11 protein-coding genes and 1 riboswitch are annotated in these 13862 nt (G+C 63.6%); of the genes, 5 read left to right on the top strand and 6 right to left on the bottom strand.

Annotation, left to right across the window (positions count from 1 at the left end; all coding sequences use genetic code 11):
• Window positions 1-96: 96 nt before the first annotated feature.
• From GJE22_RS04400 to GJE22_RS04380, 5 genes are all read right to left on the bottom strand, one after another.
• Window positions 97-1104: a nucleoid-associated protein gene (locus GJE22_RS04400; protein ID WP_144688064.1), complete on the bottom strand. Its 1008-nt coding sequence runs from the start codon at window positions 1102-1104 to the stop codon at window positions 97-99.
• Window positions 1105-1315: 211 nt separating this feature from the next.
• Window positions 1316-2038, bottom strand: a complete 723-nt coding sequence (gene dapD / locus GJE22_RS04395) for a 2,3,4,5-tetrahydropyridine-2,6-dicarboxylate N-acetyltransferase (RefSeq protein WP_235895796.1) — start codon at window positions 2036-2038, stop codon at window positions 1316-1318.
• A gap of 220 nt (window positions 2039-2258) precedes the next feature.
• Window positions 2259-3008, bottom strand: coding sequence for a 4-hydroxy-tetrahydrodipicolinate reductase (gene dapB / locus GJE22_RS04390; RefSeq protein ID WP_144688065.1), 750 nt, complete (start codon window positions 3006-3008; stop codon window positions 2259-2261).
• Window positions 3001-3891 carry a 4-hydroxy-tetrahydrodipicolinate synthase gene (gene dapA / locus GJE22_RS04385; RefSeq protein WP_144688066.1) on the bottom strand — a complete coding sequence of 297 codons (891 nt, stop codon included), beginning with the start codon at window positions 3889-3891 and terminating at the stop codon, window positions 3001-3003. The genes dapB and dapA overlap by 8 nt, the downstream gene beginning before the upstream one ends.
• Before the next feature lie 92 nt (window positions 3892-3983).
• A complete protein-coding gene (locus tag GJE22_RS04380) occupies window positions 3984-5303 on the bottom strand; it encodes a diaminopimelate decarboxylase family protein (protein ID WP_144688067.1) in 1320 nt (439 codons plus the stop codon).
• 10 nt (window positions 5304-5313) lie between these two features.
• Window positions 5314-5479: riboswitch (Lysine riboswitch) on the bottom strand.
• Window positions 5480-5646: 167 nt separating this feature from the next.
• Here GJE22_RS04380 and GJE22_RS04375 point away from each other — a divergent pair.
• The 4 genes from GJE22_RS04375 (at window position 5647) to GJE22_RS04360 (ending at window position 11349) form a co-directional block, all read left to right on the top strand.
• Window positions 5647-6849, top strand: a complete 1203-nt coding sequence (locus GJE22_RS04375; protein ID WP_144688068.1) for an amidohydrolase — start codon at window positions 5647-5649, stop codon at window positions 6847-6849.
• A gap of 275 nt (window positions 6850-7124) precedes the next feature.
• Window positions 7125-7790, top strand: a complete 666-nt coding sequence (locus GJE22_RS04370) for a transaldolase family protein (protein ID WP_144688069.1) — start codon at window positions 7125-7127, stop codon at window positions 7788-7790.
• Window positions 7790-10180 carry a transcription termination factor Rho gene (rho, locus tag GJE22_RS04365; RefSeq protein WP_235895797.1) on the top strand — a complete coding sequence of 797 codons (2391 nt, stop codon included), beginning with the start codon at window positions 7790-7792 and terminating at the stop codon, window positions 10178-10180. Before GJE22_RS04370 ends, rho begins: the two co-directional genes overlap by 1 nt.
• A 203-nt stretch (window positions 10181-10383) precedes the next feature.
• The gene (locus tag GJE22_RS04360) at window positions 10384-11349 is read left to right on the top strand and encodes a magnesium transporter CorA family protein (RefSeq protein WP_144688071.1); all 966 of its coding nucleotides are present in this window, start codon (window positions 10384-10386) and stop codon (window positions 11347-11349) included.
• A gap of 117 nt (window positions 11350-11466) precedes the next feature.
• Here GJE22_RS04360 and GJE22_RS04355 read toward each other — a convergent pair whose 3' ends face one another.
• Window positions 11467-12243, bottom strand: a complete 777-nt coding sequence (locus GJE22_RS04355; protein ID WP_144688072.1) for an SDR family NAD(P)-dependent oxidoreductase — start codon at window positions 12241-12243, stop codon at window positions 11467-11469.
• A 388-nt stretch (window positions 12244-12631) separates the two neighbouring features.
• Between GJE22_RS04355 and GJE22_RS10065 the strand changes: the two genes are divergently transcribed.
• Entirely contained in the window at window positions 12632-13861 is a 1230-nt protein-coding gene (locus tag GJE22_RS10065) for a hypothetical protein (RefSeq protein ID WP_235895798.1), read from the top strand.
• Window position 13862 lies beyond the last annotated feature (1 nt).

Below are 13862 nucleotides of genomic sequence, written 5' to 3'. Positions count from 1 at the left end.
CAGTTGGTTCTGTGTGGGGGGCGGTTCCATTTGGCTTCCCCCCCCCACCCCCCCCACCCCCCCCCCCCACAACTGTCTCACTTTTGGTTAGGGGAGCTATCGGCTCTCAATGGCTCCGATGTTTCTCAGCTCGATCGAGATGAGGCCGTTCGGCTCGTTCTTGAACGTGATGTACTCGGGGTTCTTTCCCATCTCAACGGGAAAAGAGATCTCGATGCCCGTATCGGTGCGAATCTTCTGGTTGCGAACGGCGGCACGCTGCACCTGCGAACGCTCGACGGGAACGCGCTCGGGCAGGTGCTCTTCCTCGAGCGCTTCCTTCACGCGGTCGCGCAGCACGGGCTCGTCTTCAAAGGCCTCGTCCACGATATCCCAAGGTGGAAGTTCCTCGTCCTCCTCCACATGCTCGACCATCGCCGCTTTCGCCATGGCGAGCGCCACGCTCGTGTTCGCGCCGTGCTCCTCGGCCACCTCGGCGACCACGCGCGTTACGGTGTCGATGATCTCTTTGGTGGACACGCCTGCCTCGCATTGGAGCAGGCCGTCGGGGATGAGCATGGTGTCTTGGCCTGCGATGCTGCGCTTCTTGTCCTGGTAAAGCACCTCAAGCGTGCTCGCGCGCACGAGCGCGTAAGACGAGATCTTCTGTGACGGGTTGGGTAGGATGGCGTAATGCCGGGCGATGTCGTTGCGCACTGAGCCATTTTGATCGGCGACCTCGTGCATGAATGCCATGCGGCTCGTCATGAGCAGGATGGCAAACCACCGGACGTCGTCTTCGTCTTCGAAATCCGCAACGAGAATGTCGGTGGATTCCGGCTTATCGGCGCGGGCGAGCTCGCCGCCAAGAAACTCGGCGATTTGCAGCGAGAGGTCGATGAAGTCGCGTTCGCCGAAGAAGTAGCGCTTGAGTTCCGTGGCGAATGCGCTCTCTTCCGCAAAGGTGCCGCGGCGGTTGTCGTCGGCGGTACGGGCGCGGCGCAAGTGCTTGGCCACGAAATTGCGCGTCGAGCGCGTCTCGAGCTCAAGCTCTTGCTGGGAAAACACGTTGACTGCAGAGTCGAGGTCGATGACGTGCAGGATCGCGTGGTTGATTTTGAACATGGACGAGGCCTTCCGATGGTGATGGTCTGCGCGGGCGTAAGCGGCCCGCGCAAAGAGCCTCTATTGTCGCATGAATCCACGCGGCGGGAAGGTTCGAGCCTCGAACTTGCGCGAGAACGGGAAAAGGCGTGGAAGAGGCCGGCGGCGCATTCCAGCCTGGCTGGAGCGCGGTCGGCCTCTCCGCACCTGCTCATTTTTTTGCATGCTCACCCTAGAGCTGACGCAGCCCCTCCTCGAGGCCGGTTTTGCTGTCGGTCTTGTCATCGCGTTGCTTGATGACGCGCGCGGGAACGCCGGCAACTACAGCGCCGGCTGGAACGTCCTCAACGACCACGGCGCCGGCGGCAACCACGGCGCGCTCGGCTACGCGGACGCCCTCGAGCACCACGGCGTTCGCACCGATCATCACGTTGTCTTCGATGATGACGGGCGTGGCGCTTGCGGGTTCAACAACGCCGGCGAGCACGGTCCCGGCGCCGATATGGCAGTTCTTTCCTACCGTGGCGCGCCCGCCCAGGACGGCGCCCATATCGATCATGGTGCCCTCGCCGATGACGGCGCCGATGTTCACGATCGCGCCCATCATGATGACTGCGTTGTCGCCGATGGAGACGCGGTCGCGGATGATCGCGCCGGGCTCGATGCGCGCGTTCACGCCCTTGAGGTCCAAAAGCGGAACAGCGGAGTTGCGGCAGTCGTTCTCGATGTCGAAGTGCTCGATCGCATCGGCGTTGGCTTCCAGCAGGGCAGAGACTTCAGACCAATCGCCAAAGACCACGCGCCCTTCCGGAGAGCCATACACGCGCAACGATCCCCACTCGATCGTCGCTCCCGGCTTTTCCCGAATGTATGCCTTCACCGGCGTCTTCTTAGGAGCCGAAGCGATGAAGTCGATGATTTCCTGAGCATTCATGTTCGTGACGTTTTCACCCATCAATAACCCTTTCTGCTTGAATTCTCTGTTAGCGAGCGCGGCTCAGAAGCAGCAGCTTCCGAGTGTGTTTGCATCTGCACGAGGTAATCGGGTGGCCGTTGCTGAGGGGTTCCGGCCCGTCGAATGCGAGTTCCGCACGAGCCGAAGGCACCGGTGGCGCCTTCGCGCGAGCCAGGACTGCTCGAGCAGGCGACGGGGCCGGAACCCCCATCTGTTACCTTTACCCGAACATCACCTCGTCGAAGGTATAGAACCCCTTGTCGCGAACGACGAGCTTCTGCGCTGCCGCGAGCGCCCCGTTCACGAAGATCTCCCTGCTTTCGGCGCGATGCGTAAGCGAAACCTCCTCGCTCGGCCCGAAGAACGATACCGTGTGCACGCCCGCAACCGTGCCGCCGCGCAGGGCGTGAACGCCTACTTCCTGCGTATCGCGCGCACCGCAGAGGCCTTCGCGTCCGTACACGGGCTTCACGCTGCCGGCACCCAACTCAGCCTTTGTTGCGCGCACCTCGTCAAGCAGCATCGTTGCCGTACCGCTTGGCGCATCGGCCTTCTGGTTGTGGTGCGTCTCCACGATCTCGATGTCGAAACCAGGGAGTTCGCGCGTCGCCTGGGCTACAAGGTGCCTGAGCGCCGCGATGCCGATGGAGTAGTTGCCCGACCACACGACGGGGGCGGTGCTGCCCAGTTCGCGCAAGACCTCAAGCTGCTCATCCGAATAGCCCGTGGTTCCGCTTACCAGGGCGGTGCCGGTCCTGCGCACGTAGCCGGCGACAGCGTCGAGTGCGGCTACGTTCGAGAAATCGATGATGATCTCCGCAGCAGGGGCGGTCTCAAGCTCTTTCACCTCAAAGCCAATCTGCGCCACCACCTCGAACAGCGGTTCGCCCGTGCCGTCGCGCATTTCGCGGGCGGTGCGGTCGATGAGGGTTCCCATGCGGCCCGTGCCGCAGATAACGATGCTAAGCAAGAAGACCAGCCTCCTTCATAGCTTGGGTAAGCCCGCTGCGCGCACCCTCCGACATCGGGCAGAGCGGCAGGCGGTAGTTCGCCTTGATGAGCCCCATCTGGGCGAGCGCCTCCTTGACGGGGATGGGGTTGACCTCGCTGAAGAGCGCGTGCACGAGCGGCTGCCCGGCAATTTGAATCTCGCGTGCGCGCTGGGTGTCGCCGTCCAGGTAGGCGCGGCACATTTCATGCACGAGCGCGGGCTGCACATTCGCCCAGACCGAGATGACGCCGCTCGCGCCGAGCGACATGAGCGGTACCGCGATGCCGTCCTCGCCCGAGAACATGCGGAACTCGGGCCCAATGAGATGCGCGATGCTCGCGGCAAATGCGACGTTTGCGCTCGCTTCTTTCACGCCCATGATGTTGGGGTGCTGAGCAAGCCGCTCCATGTTCGCGGCCGAGATGGAGCATCCGCAGCGCCCGGGGATGTTGTAGAGGATGCAGGGGATGTCGACTCCGTCTGCGACGGTCGCGAGGTGGCGATAGATGCCCTCTTCGTTCGCCTTGTTGTAGTACGGCGTGATGATAAGCAGTCCATCCGCGCCGAGCTTCTGGTAGGCGAGGCTCTTTTCCAGCATGGTCTCGGTGCTGTTGGAGCCCGAGCCTGCGATGACCGGCACGCGGCCGCCAACGTGCTCGACCACGAAGCGGCAGACCTCGTTGTCCTCTTCATGCGACATCGTGGAGCTCTCGCCGGTGGTGCCGAGTGTGAGGATGCCGTCGGTGCCGTTTTCGATCTGGAACTCGATGAGGCGGTCGAGCGCTTCGAAGTCGACGCTTCCGTCGTCGTTGAATGGCGTTGCGAGCGCGACGATCGACCCTTCAAGATGCCGCACGTCCATCGTTGCTCCTTCCTGTTGATATGAGACAGTTGTGCCGGGTTAATCTGTCTCATGCATGGTGACGTGCTCGAGTATGAGACAGTTGTACCGGGTTAATCTGTCTCATCTGTCTCGTGAATGGCGACGCGTTCGAGCAACGCGCGTCCTTGGGGTAGCACGTCGAGCGTGGCGAAGTAATCGGCGGGGGTTTCTGCCCGGCGGATAAGCTCCGTCGACCCATCGGTGCGGAGCAGCACTTCTGCCGAGCGAAGGCGACCGTTGTAGTTGTAGCCCATCGAGTGCCCGTGCGCGCCGGTGTCGTGGATGATAAGCAGGTCGCCGATTTCGATCTCGGGGAGCTTACGGTCGATGGAGAACTTGTCGTTGTTCTCGCAGAGCCCTCCCGTGACGTCGTAGGTGCGCGTGGCCGCCTCCTGCGATTTGTCCGGGCCGTCTGCCTGCCCCATCACGGTGATGTGATGGTATGCGCCGTACATCGCGGGGCGCATAAGGTCGGCAGAGCAGGCGTCGACGCCGATATAGTCTTTGTAGATGCGCTTCTCGTGGATGGCGCGCGTGACCACGCAGCCGTACGGTCCGAGCATGAAGCGTCCCATCTCGGTGTAGATGGCGACGTCCCCCATGCCCGCCGGCACGAGAATCTCCTCGAAGGCGCGTCGCACGCCCTCGCCGATGGTGCGGATGTCGTTGGCGGGCTCATCGGGCCGGTAGGGGATGCCCACGCCGCCGGAGAGGTTCACGAACCCAACGTGCGCCCCCGTCTCGCGCTGCAGGCGCACGGCAAGCTCGAAGAGAATGCGCGCGAGCGCGGGGTAGTAGTCGTTCGTGACGGTGTTCGAGGCGAGGAAGGCGTGGATGCCGAAGGTCTTGGCACCGCGTTCGCGAAGCATCCGAAATGCTTCGAAAAGCTGCTCCTCGGTCATGCCGTATTTCGAATCTCCCGGGTTGTCCATGATGTCGTTGGCAAGACGGAAGAGTCCGCCGGGGTTGAATCGGCAGCTCACGGTTTCGGGAATGGGGCCCGCGACGCGTTCAAAAAACGGGATATGGCTTATGTCGTCAAAGTTCACGATGGCGCCGAGCTCGCGTGCAAGGCGAAAATCCGCAGCGGGCGTGTCGTTCGACGAGAACATGATTTCCGGGCCGGGCACATCGAGGGCGCGGGCGATCATGAGCTCCGTCGAGCTCGAGCAGTCGCATCCACAGCCGTATTCTCGCAGGATCGAGATGAGCGCGGGGTTGGGATTGGCCTTGACGGCGAAATACTCGCGGAAGCCGGGGTTCCAGGAAAAGGCTTCGCGCACGGCTTCCATGTTGGCGCGAATTCCCGCCTCGTCGTAGAGGTGGAATGGGGTAGGGTAGCGGCCGGCGATGTCGACCAGCTGGTCCTTCGTGACAAACGTTCGCTTCATGGCAAACTCCTTGGCTGATAGCGCTCCTGCATGCTTGCAGACAGTCTTGCGAGTGTTCCCCGCAAGCCCACACGGCGCCCGCGCCCGGTTGCCGTGTTCGGCGGGTCCGCCTTGCTGCGGGGTCGCTGCCTGCCGGCTCGCCCGCGCTCAATCTCGCCCGCGCCTCTATCAAGTGCGTCAACTGTACCATAGGCCTGCGCGAAGCCGGCCCGTTTCGCTCGTTTTGTCGTTAGGTTTCCGGTTGGTTACACGTGGTGCGCTACGTGGCCACAGGCGAGCCACCGCCTCGCGCGCGTTTACAAGACGCTACAATGTCGTGGTCGTTATGTAGGGAGTGATCGCCATGCCGCACGCGTGCCCGCCTTTGAACGCCTCCGCCACCGATGGCGAGGGCCTCTTCAGCTCCGTCGAGGGCCAGGAGCTCCTCGTCGAGCTCACGCGCTACCGCCGCGACCTTCATCGCATTCCCGAACTTGACGATGACCTGCCTCAGACCATCGCCTACGTGCGCAGCGTGCTCAGCGGGCTTTCGTGCGATGTCCTCGAGCCGTGCAAGGGGGCGGTATGCGCGTTTTTCGACCTCGGTCGCGCCGAGACGGTGGCGATCCGGGCGGATATGGATGCGCTTCCCATCGACGAGGCGAGCGGAGCGGCATTCTCGAGCGAGCACCCCGGTCGCATGCATGCCTGCGGTCACGATGGCCACATGGCCATGGCGCTTGCGGCGGCCACGTGGGTCGATCGCGTGGTGCGGGGCGCAGGCGGCACCACTAAGGCCGAGCAGCTTCCCCGGAACGTTCTCTTCGTGTTCCAGCCGGCGGAGGAGACCACGGGCGGCGCGAAGCGCGTGTGCGAGAGCGGCGTTTTCGAGCGCTATCGCGTTACGCGCATCTTTGGCATGCATCTTTGGCCCGATTTGCCCGCGGGCAGCCTCGCGTCGCGGCCTGGCCCGCTGCTCGCGCGCTCGAGTGAGACGACCATCACGTTCCACGGCGTGTCGAGCCATATCGCGAAGTGGAAGGATGGTCGGGACGCCCTGGGGGCCGCGGCGCGATTCGTGGTGGGATCGAAATGGCTTTCGCGAAAACTGGAGCAGGACGAGCCGTTCCTGCTGCGCTTTGGCCATATGACGGCAGGTACGGTGCGAAACGCCGTTGCCGGGCAGGCGCGCGTGGAGGGCAGCCTCCGGGTGTTCTCGGACGATATGTTCGCTCGCGCGCAGGACGAGGTCCGTGCGCTGGCGCAGACTGCTGCCGATGAAGAGGGGTGCACCTTCGACCTCCACTTTTCGGAGGGGTATCCGCCCGTGGTGAACGACGGGACGCTTTTCGGGGAGGCCGCGCAGGCGCTACCGGAGCTCGAGCGCGTGCCCGAGCCGCTCCTCATAGCCGAAGACTTCGCGTTTTATCAGCGCTCCCTGCCGGGTGTGTTCTTCCTGCTGGGAACGGGAACGGGTATCCCGCTCCATGCCGATACCTTCAACTTTGATGAGCGCGTGCTGCTGCGCGGCGTCCGGGCGTACCAGCGGTTGCTGCTCGGCGCGTAGCCGGACTAGCCGTTTCCACGAAAAGCGACTGTTTCTCAAGACTTCAAACATCGTCTGCTCGCGTTCACCAACGCTGCTCACCTGTGATACACTGCAACCATGCCGAACGCATAAGCAGCATATATCCGTTCAAAATCATAGCCATATACGCATGTCATTTGCTTTTCGCATGTTTCGCAGGCATATCGGTTGCCAGGAATATCGGCTCGGGTAGACTGCCAGGCCGCATTGTCGCTGCGAGCTGGGGTCATAATGCCAAGACTAGGAGGTCGAAGATGAAATTCTTCCTCGACACCGCGAATCTCGAGGAGATTCGCGAGGCGGTGAGCTGGGGCGTCATCTCGGGCGTTACCACGAATCCGTCGCTGTACGCCAAGACGGGAGGTACGCTTGCTGGGTATGAGGACCACATGCGCGCCATCTGCGCCGTGTGCGACGGCCTGCCGGTCTCGGCTGAGTCTTGTGCCGATACCACGGAGGGTATGATTGAGGACGGTCGCCGGTTCGCGCGCATCGCTCCGAATATCGTCGCCAAGCTTCCGGTGTGCACGGAGGCCCTGGCAGCGACGCATGCGCTGGCGCAGGAGGGCATCTCGGTGAATATGACGCTCGTGTTCACCGTTCCCCAGGCATTGCTCGCCGCCCGTGCGGGTGCACGCTACATCTCGCCTTTCGTTGGGCGCTTTGACGACATCGCCGAGGATGGCGTCGAGCAGCTTTCGAACGTGTGCGCCGCCATCCACAACTATGATTTCGGCCACGAGGTCGAGATCATCGGTGCCTCGATTCGCACGCCGAATCACATCACCCAAGCCGCCCTCATGGGCTGCGATATCGCGACGGTTCCGTTCGCCGCGTTGAAGAAGGCCGTCAAGCATCCGCTCACCGACCGCGGCCTTGCATCGTTTTTGGAAGACTGGAAGAAGGTTGAACAGGCATAGTGGCAGAGGATACGAACACCACCACCGGCTCCGGCACAGGAGCTTCCGAGGCGCAGGAGAAGCCGCGCCGCACCACCCGTGCCCGTCGTACGACGAAGAAGGCAGAGGAGGCCAAGCCTGCCGCTAAGAAGGCGCCGGCATCCGCTTCGAGCGAGCCTGACGCGCCGAGCGCATCGAAGGCGGCGGCCGGTGAAGTGACGGCCGAGGTCGCGCAGGCGCGCGCCCTGGCGCAGATCTCGCAGGCGTCGATCGTTCGCAAGCAGCGCCGCGCCGCCGCTCGCGCGGAGGAAGCGCTGACGGCCCCCGCTAAGGCCACGCGGACGCACCGCACCAAGAAGGCGGCGGATGCGGCCGATGCTGCTACGGCTGCCTCTGGCGAGGTGGCGCTTCCGGGCGATGCCGCGCAGGCGAGCGAGCCCGCAAAGGCTTCTGCCAAGCCGCGCAGCACCTCGAAGAGGACCAAGAAGGCCGCCGGTGACGCAGACAAGGCTGCTGCAGATGCAGCGACGGTCCCCGCTGCAGATGACGCCGCCGTGTCTGCGGCCCCTGCCGTCGACCCGGCGCTTCGCCCGCATCGCCGCGGCCGGAAGCCCAAGGCCTATGTCGAGGCGGAACGCGCCGCAGCCGCAGCGCTTGCGGCGGCGCAGGCGGCTTCTGCCGCGGGGGACGAGCGGGCGGAAGCTCCCGCAACCCCCGATACCACTGAGGGTACGGCACCCGTGGAAGACCATCGCCCCGGCCGTGCCCGCCGCGCTGCAGCCGACGGTGCGAAGCGTGCGCCGCGAAAGCGCCGGACCGCGTCTGACGAGGCCGCGGCCGAGGCCGCTGGAGCAGCTCAGGACGCCGCCTCGTCTGGGGAAGCTCCCTCTGCCGGCCCCGAGGCGCAGGCTGCCGATGCCCGCGAGGCGGCCGCGGATGAGCGCGCGCCCCAAAGTGCCGATGCTCCGGATGCCGCCGAGGAGGGCAAGGCAGCGCGTGGAAAGCGCGACCAAGGCGCGCATCGCACGCACGCCCAGCGAAACGACCGCGCCGCTGACCAGCGAAACGACCAGCGCAACGATCGACGCAACCGTCAGCAGAATCGCAAAGCACGCAATAACCGCAACGCGCCCGTCGAGCCAAGCCTCTCGCGCGAAGACCTTGCGGCCATGAAGGTCGCCGAGCTCCGCGAGAAAGCGCGCGAGCTGGATCTCGACATCACGGGCAAGAAGAAGGCCGAACTTGTTGAGGAAGTCTACGTGGCCAATGCCCGTGCAGAAGGCTTCCGCGAGATTACCGGCATTCTCGATATCTCGCACGAGGGCTTCGGCCATATCCGCGCCCACGGCTACATGCCCAGCCGCGACGACGCATTCGTTCCGGCGAACCTCATCCGAGCTGCCCGCCTGCGCGCCGGCGACCTTATCGAGGGAACGCTTCGCCCCTCGCGCCCCGGCGACAAGTTCCCCGGCCTGTCGAAGATCAAGTCGGTGAACGGGCTCGATCCCGAGGAAGCGCGCAAGCGCCCTAAGTTCAGCGACCTTACGCCCATCTACCCCAATGAGCAGCTCAAGATGGAGCATGGTAAGGATTCCATCACCGGTCGCGCCATCGACATCGTGAGCCCCATCGGCAAGGGCCAGCGCGGCCTCATCGTCTCGCCGCCCAAGGCGGGCAAGACCACCATCCTGAAGAAGATCTGCCAATCTATCGCGGCGAACAATCCCGAGGTGCACCTGATCTGCCTTTTGGTGGACGAGCGCCCCGAGGAAGTTACCGATATGCAGCGCTCCATCAAGGGCGATGTGGTGGCCTCTACCTTCGATATGCCCGCCGACAACCACACCCGCGTATCCGAGCTCGTGATCGAGCGAGCCAAGCGCATCGTGGAGATGGGCGGAGACGTCGTGGTGGTGCTCGACTCCATCACACGTCTCGCACGCGCTTACAATCTGGCAGCGCCGGCTTCGGGCCGCATTCTCTCGGGCGGCGTCGATTCCGCGGCGCTCTACCCGCCCAAGCGCTTCTTGGGCGCTGCACGGAACATCGAGAACGGCGGCTCGCTCACCATTCTCGCCTCCGCCCTCATCGACACCGGCTCCAAGATGGACGAGGTGATCTTCGAGGAGTTCAAGGGCACGGGCAATATGGAGCTCAAGCTCGATCGCGATCTTGCCGACCGCCGCATCTTCCCGGCCATCGACCCGGTCGCTTCGGGTACGCGCAACGAGGACCTGCTCATCGATCCGCAGATGCGGCCCTTCGTGTGGGGCATCCGCCGCGTGCTTGCCAACATGTCCAACACCGAGCGCTGCGCCTCAGCCTTCATCAAGGGCCTTAAGCAGACGAACACGAACGAGGAGTTCCTCATCCGCTCTGCCAAGCGCGCCCAGGACCACGGCGAGTTCTAAAAGTGATAAAACGAACCCGGTTCGTTTTATCATGTTCGGGTGGTAAAGCGGGGGTAAGGGTTTTCAAGTTTTTGCGAGGCGTCTGCAGCTTTCGCGCTGCGGGCGCCTCGTCATGAGGTATCGTGCACCGAGGGCTTGCCGCGCATTGCTATTCGGCGGAGCAGCCCCACCCCAATCCACCTACGTGTGAAAGGCGGTATGCGATGATCGAGTGCTACAAGACGGCAACGGCCGGTTCCATCGAAAGAATCGAGGCGCCCGAATCGGGCTGCTGGGTCAATGCGATCGCCCCCACGCCAGAAGAACGCACCTGGTTGGAGGAGGAGCTCGGCGTGCTGCCGGAGTTCATTCGCTCGGCCCTCGACGACGAGGAGACCTCGCGCATCGATTACGACGAAGACGTGAACCAGACCTTCGTCATCGTCGACTACCCGGTCGCTCCGGGTGAAGAGGGAGCTCCCGATGCGCGCCAATACGACACGATGCCCCTCTCGATGGTGTTCATCCCGGAGAAGAGCCTGTTCGTGACCCTGGGCCTTTACGACAACCCCATCACGCGCGACATGGCCGCCGGCCGCGTGCGCGGCGTCGACACGCGGTTCCGCACGCGCTTCCTGCTGCAGATCCTTCTGCGCATTAGCCAGCTCTACCTCGTTTACCTGCGGCGCATCGACCGCCTTTCGTCTGCCACGGAAGAGAAGCTTCACGCTTCGGTGCGGAACGAGGAGCTCATCCAGATGCTCGACCTCGAGAAGTCGCTCGTCTATTTCTCGACTTCGCTCAAATCGGACGAGGTGACGCTCAACAAGATCATGCACGGGCGCATCATCCCGCTGTACGAGGACGACCAGGACCTACTCGAAGACGTGCTCGTCGAGATCCATCAGGCAATCGAGATGTGCAACATCTATTCCAACACACTGTCGGGGACGATGGATGCGTTTGCGAGCATCATCTCCAACAATCTGAACATCGTGATGAAGGTGCTCTCGGTCATCACGATCGTGATGGCCATCCCCAACATCGTGTTCGGCTTCTACGGCATGAATGTAGGCCTGCCTTTCGAGGGCGTGCCGCTGCTCGATAACTGGGCGTTTCCGACGCTGTTGGCTGCTGTCGCCTGCCTTATCGCGGCGTGGATCTTCAAGCGCAAGGGCATGTGGCACTAGGGTGGCCGGCACGGGCGTGTTGCTACCCAATCTGATAAAACGAACCCGGTTCATTTTCTCATTTTCGCGGAAGTGATAAAACGAACCGGGTTCGTTTTATCACTCTGGGGTTGGGCGCTAGATGACGCCGAGTGCGCGCTCCGCGGCGATGACTGCCTTGTAGGGGAGAACGCGGGTGAGCGCGTAGAGCGCCTTCATGTCGATCGAGGGAATGCAGAGGCTCTTGCCTGCGCGCGCCGCGGCGAGTGCCGAGCGCGCAACATCCGTTACCCGTTCGTAGCCGACGATACTCATCTGCTGCATGGCGCGCACGTCGCCTGGTTCGTTGAAGAATTCGGTCCGCATGTACTTGGGGCAGACCGCCGTCGCGTGGATGTCGACCGGGCCGAGCTCGGCATCGAGGGCGCGCGTGAAGTCGAGCATGAAGCGCTTGGCCGAACTGTAGAGCGTAAGGTCGGGCTGGGGGATGAACGCAGCCACGCTCGCCACGTTGATGATGCGCGCCCCGCGCCCCATAGAGGGAAGCGCACGGTAGGTGAGTTCCACCGGCGCGCGCATGAGCAGGTTGACCTGGTCGGCGACCTCGTCGCGCGATAGCTTGGCGAACGGGCCGAAGGTGCCCGCGCCCGCGTTGTTGATGAGCAGGGCCACCTGCGTGCCGGGCGCCTCGGCGAGCGAGGCCTCGACCACGTCGTACGAAACGGGGTCGGTGAGGTCGAGGCAGAAGGGCCGCACGGCGGTTTTGCAGGTGCGCACGAGGGCGTCGAGACGGTCGGCGCGGCGGGCTATGGCCCAGATCTCGTCAATCGAGCCGGCCGCCCCGCCATCGATGAGCTTCACGAATTCTCGGCCGAGGCCAGACGATGCTCCGGTGACGATGGCGATGCGAGACATGGCGGCTCCAATCCACAGGTTGCGTTTTCCTTGCTTGTTCCCCAAAGCGAGGCTTCTCAAGCGGTGCTTGCGGGATGCAGCTGTCGCTTCATGGGTCCTTTGCACCGCGCGTCTCTTCATCTTGCCGTTGAGCCCGAGCGCGTCTGCCGGTCGAATCCTGCCGTTAACGCGAAACGCACACGCCCCCGGCGGCTTCCCTTGCATTCTATGGGAGGTTCTCGCATAATAGCGAGTAGCTATCGCGACGGAAAAATGCAGATGAACCGTACCACCTTCCGTTGTTTTTGGGACCAGTTCGTGTCCCGGCAACCCCGTCATCATTTTTTCGCAAGCGAGCCATAGCTGGTAGGTGCTGGCAATCGAGCTAGCGAGAGATGAAGGAGTGCCCATGGCAGCTTCTGGTTCAACTTCACGTGCGGTCTACGCAGGTCTTTCCTGCGGGTTCGTGTTCGCCGTTCCGGTTGCCGCCTATGTTGCGACCATGCCGTTTCCGGATGCGAACAGCTCGGTGACCTCGCTCGCCCTTCCCTTCACGATGGGCGCGCTCGCGGGTGTTGGCATCCTCTCTGCTGTGTCCGCCGTGGGGCGTCGTCACGCCATTACGGAGGAGGGTGACGCCGAGGGCTCGTCGCCCAGCGCCTCTTCCTTCTCCTCCACAGCGTTCGAGCAGCGCGAACAAGACGATCTTGAGCGTTTCTTCGGCACCCGGCGTGTGCCCAAGGATGTTCCGGTGATCGCTCGCGCCCAGGATGCCATGTCTGAGGCTGATGCCTGGGCAGATATCGATTCCATGCTGTCCGAGGACTCGCCCATCAGCTGCGACGCCGCTACCTCCAAGGATATTTACCAAATCGCCTTCGAGGAGCTTCAGCGCGAGACGAAGGCGGCTCAGGATGCATCAGCATCGTCGGCTCAACACACCGGCAAGGCGCCGGCATGGGCGGCTGCGAGTGCCGTCGCCTCGATGCACCAGCAACCTGCCACCGCAGTGGCTCAACCCGCCGCTCCCAGCGCGACAACCGTGCTCGAGAGCCCAGTGCCTGCGTCTCAGACAGCGTCGGTGGGGGATAGGGACGAACTCGATACCGAGGCGGCCCAGCGCGCGGCGCTTGCCTCCCTCGACGAAATCGATGGGGAGAGCCTTCGCACGGCAAGCGAGCGGGCGGTTCGCTCCGCAGGCGCGGGCAAGCTTGCCTACCCGGTCGTATCCGCAGGCGCGCAGCCGGCCGGTGTCGTTTCGCACACTGTCGCGGCTACGGGGAACGCGGCCGTTGCAACGGATAATGCAGCTGCGGGCTATGCGGGGCGCGAGGATATCTGGGCGTCTGCACTCGACATCCTTGCCAAGGGCACATCCGGTAGCAAGGGCGCCGAGCCCCAGGCGGTTCCGTATGTGGGCCGTCACATGCGTCCGGCAGCCGCGCCGGCAGATGCGGCCCGCGCTGCGGCCGTGGCCGAGGGTCGTCGCGCCAATGAGATGCACCAGCATGTGAACAGCCTCATCGAAGAGGAGCTCGGCCAGGTTCCCTCCTCGAGCGTGCGGCGCTCGAGCCGCGAGTACCTGCGCGTGATCCAGGGCGGAACGGCTTCCATGCCGCGTCTCCAAGCGGAGGCATAGG

The organism is Enorma shizhengliae (genome assembly GCF_009676995.1).
Classification (GTDB): domain Bacteria; phylum Actinomycetota; class Coriobacteriia; order Coriobacteriales; family Coriobacteriaceae; genus Enorma; species Enorma massiliensis.
The sequence above is the reverse complement of the archived record's forward strand: the minus strand, read 5'-3'. Positions and strand labels throughout refer to the sequence as shown.

Bases quoted from the DNA above. Each gene is read 5' to 3' on its own strand.
- dapD (WP_235895796.1), bottom strand. From the start codon at position 2,038: ATGGGTGAAAACGTCACGAACATGAATGCTCAGGAAATCATCGACTTC.
- GJE22_RS04400 (WP_144688064.1), bottom strand. From the start codon at position 1,104: ATGTTCAAAATCAACCACGCGATCCTGCACGTCATCGACCTCGACTCT.
- GJE22_RS04375 (WP_144688068.1), top strand. From the start codon at position 5,647: ATGCCGCACGCGTGCCCGCCTTTGAACGCCTCCGCCACCGATGGCGAG.
- GJE22_RS04355 (WP_144688072.1), bottom strand. From the start codon at position 12,243: ATGTCTCGCATCGCCATCGTCACCGGAGCATCGTCTGGCCTCGGCCGA.
- GJE22_RS04370 (WP_144688069.1), top strand. From the start codon at position 7,125: ATGAAATTCTTCCTCGACACCGCGAATCTCGAGGAGATTCGCGAGGCG.
- GJE22_RS10065 (WP_235895798.1), top strand. From the start codon at position 12,632: ATGGCAGCTTCTGGTTCAACTTCACGTGCGGTCTACGCAGGTCTTTCC.
- dapA (WP_144688066.1), bottom strand. From the start codon at position 3,891: ATGGACGTGCGGCATCTTGAAGGGTCGATCGTCGCGCTCGCAACGCCA.
- GJE22_RS04380 (WP_144688067.1), bottom strand. From the start codon at position 5,303: ATGAAGCGAACGTTTGTCACGAAGGACCAGCTGGTCGACATCGCCGGC.
- GJE22_RS04360 (WP_144688071.1), top strand. From the start codon at position 10,384: ATGATCGAGTGCTACAAGACGGCAACGGCCGGTTCCATCGAAAGAATC.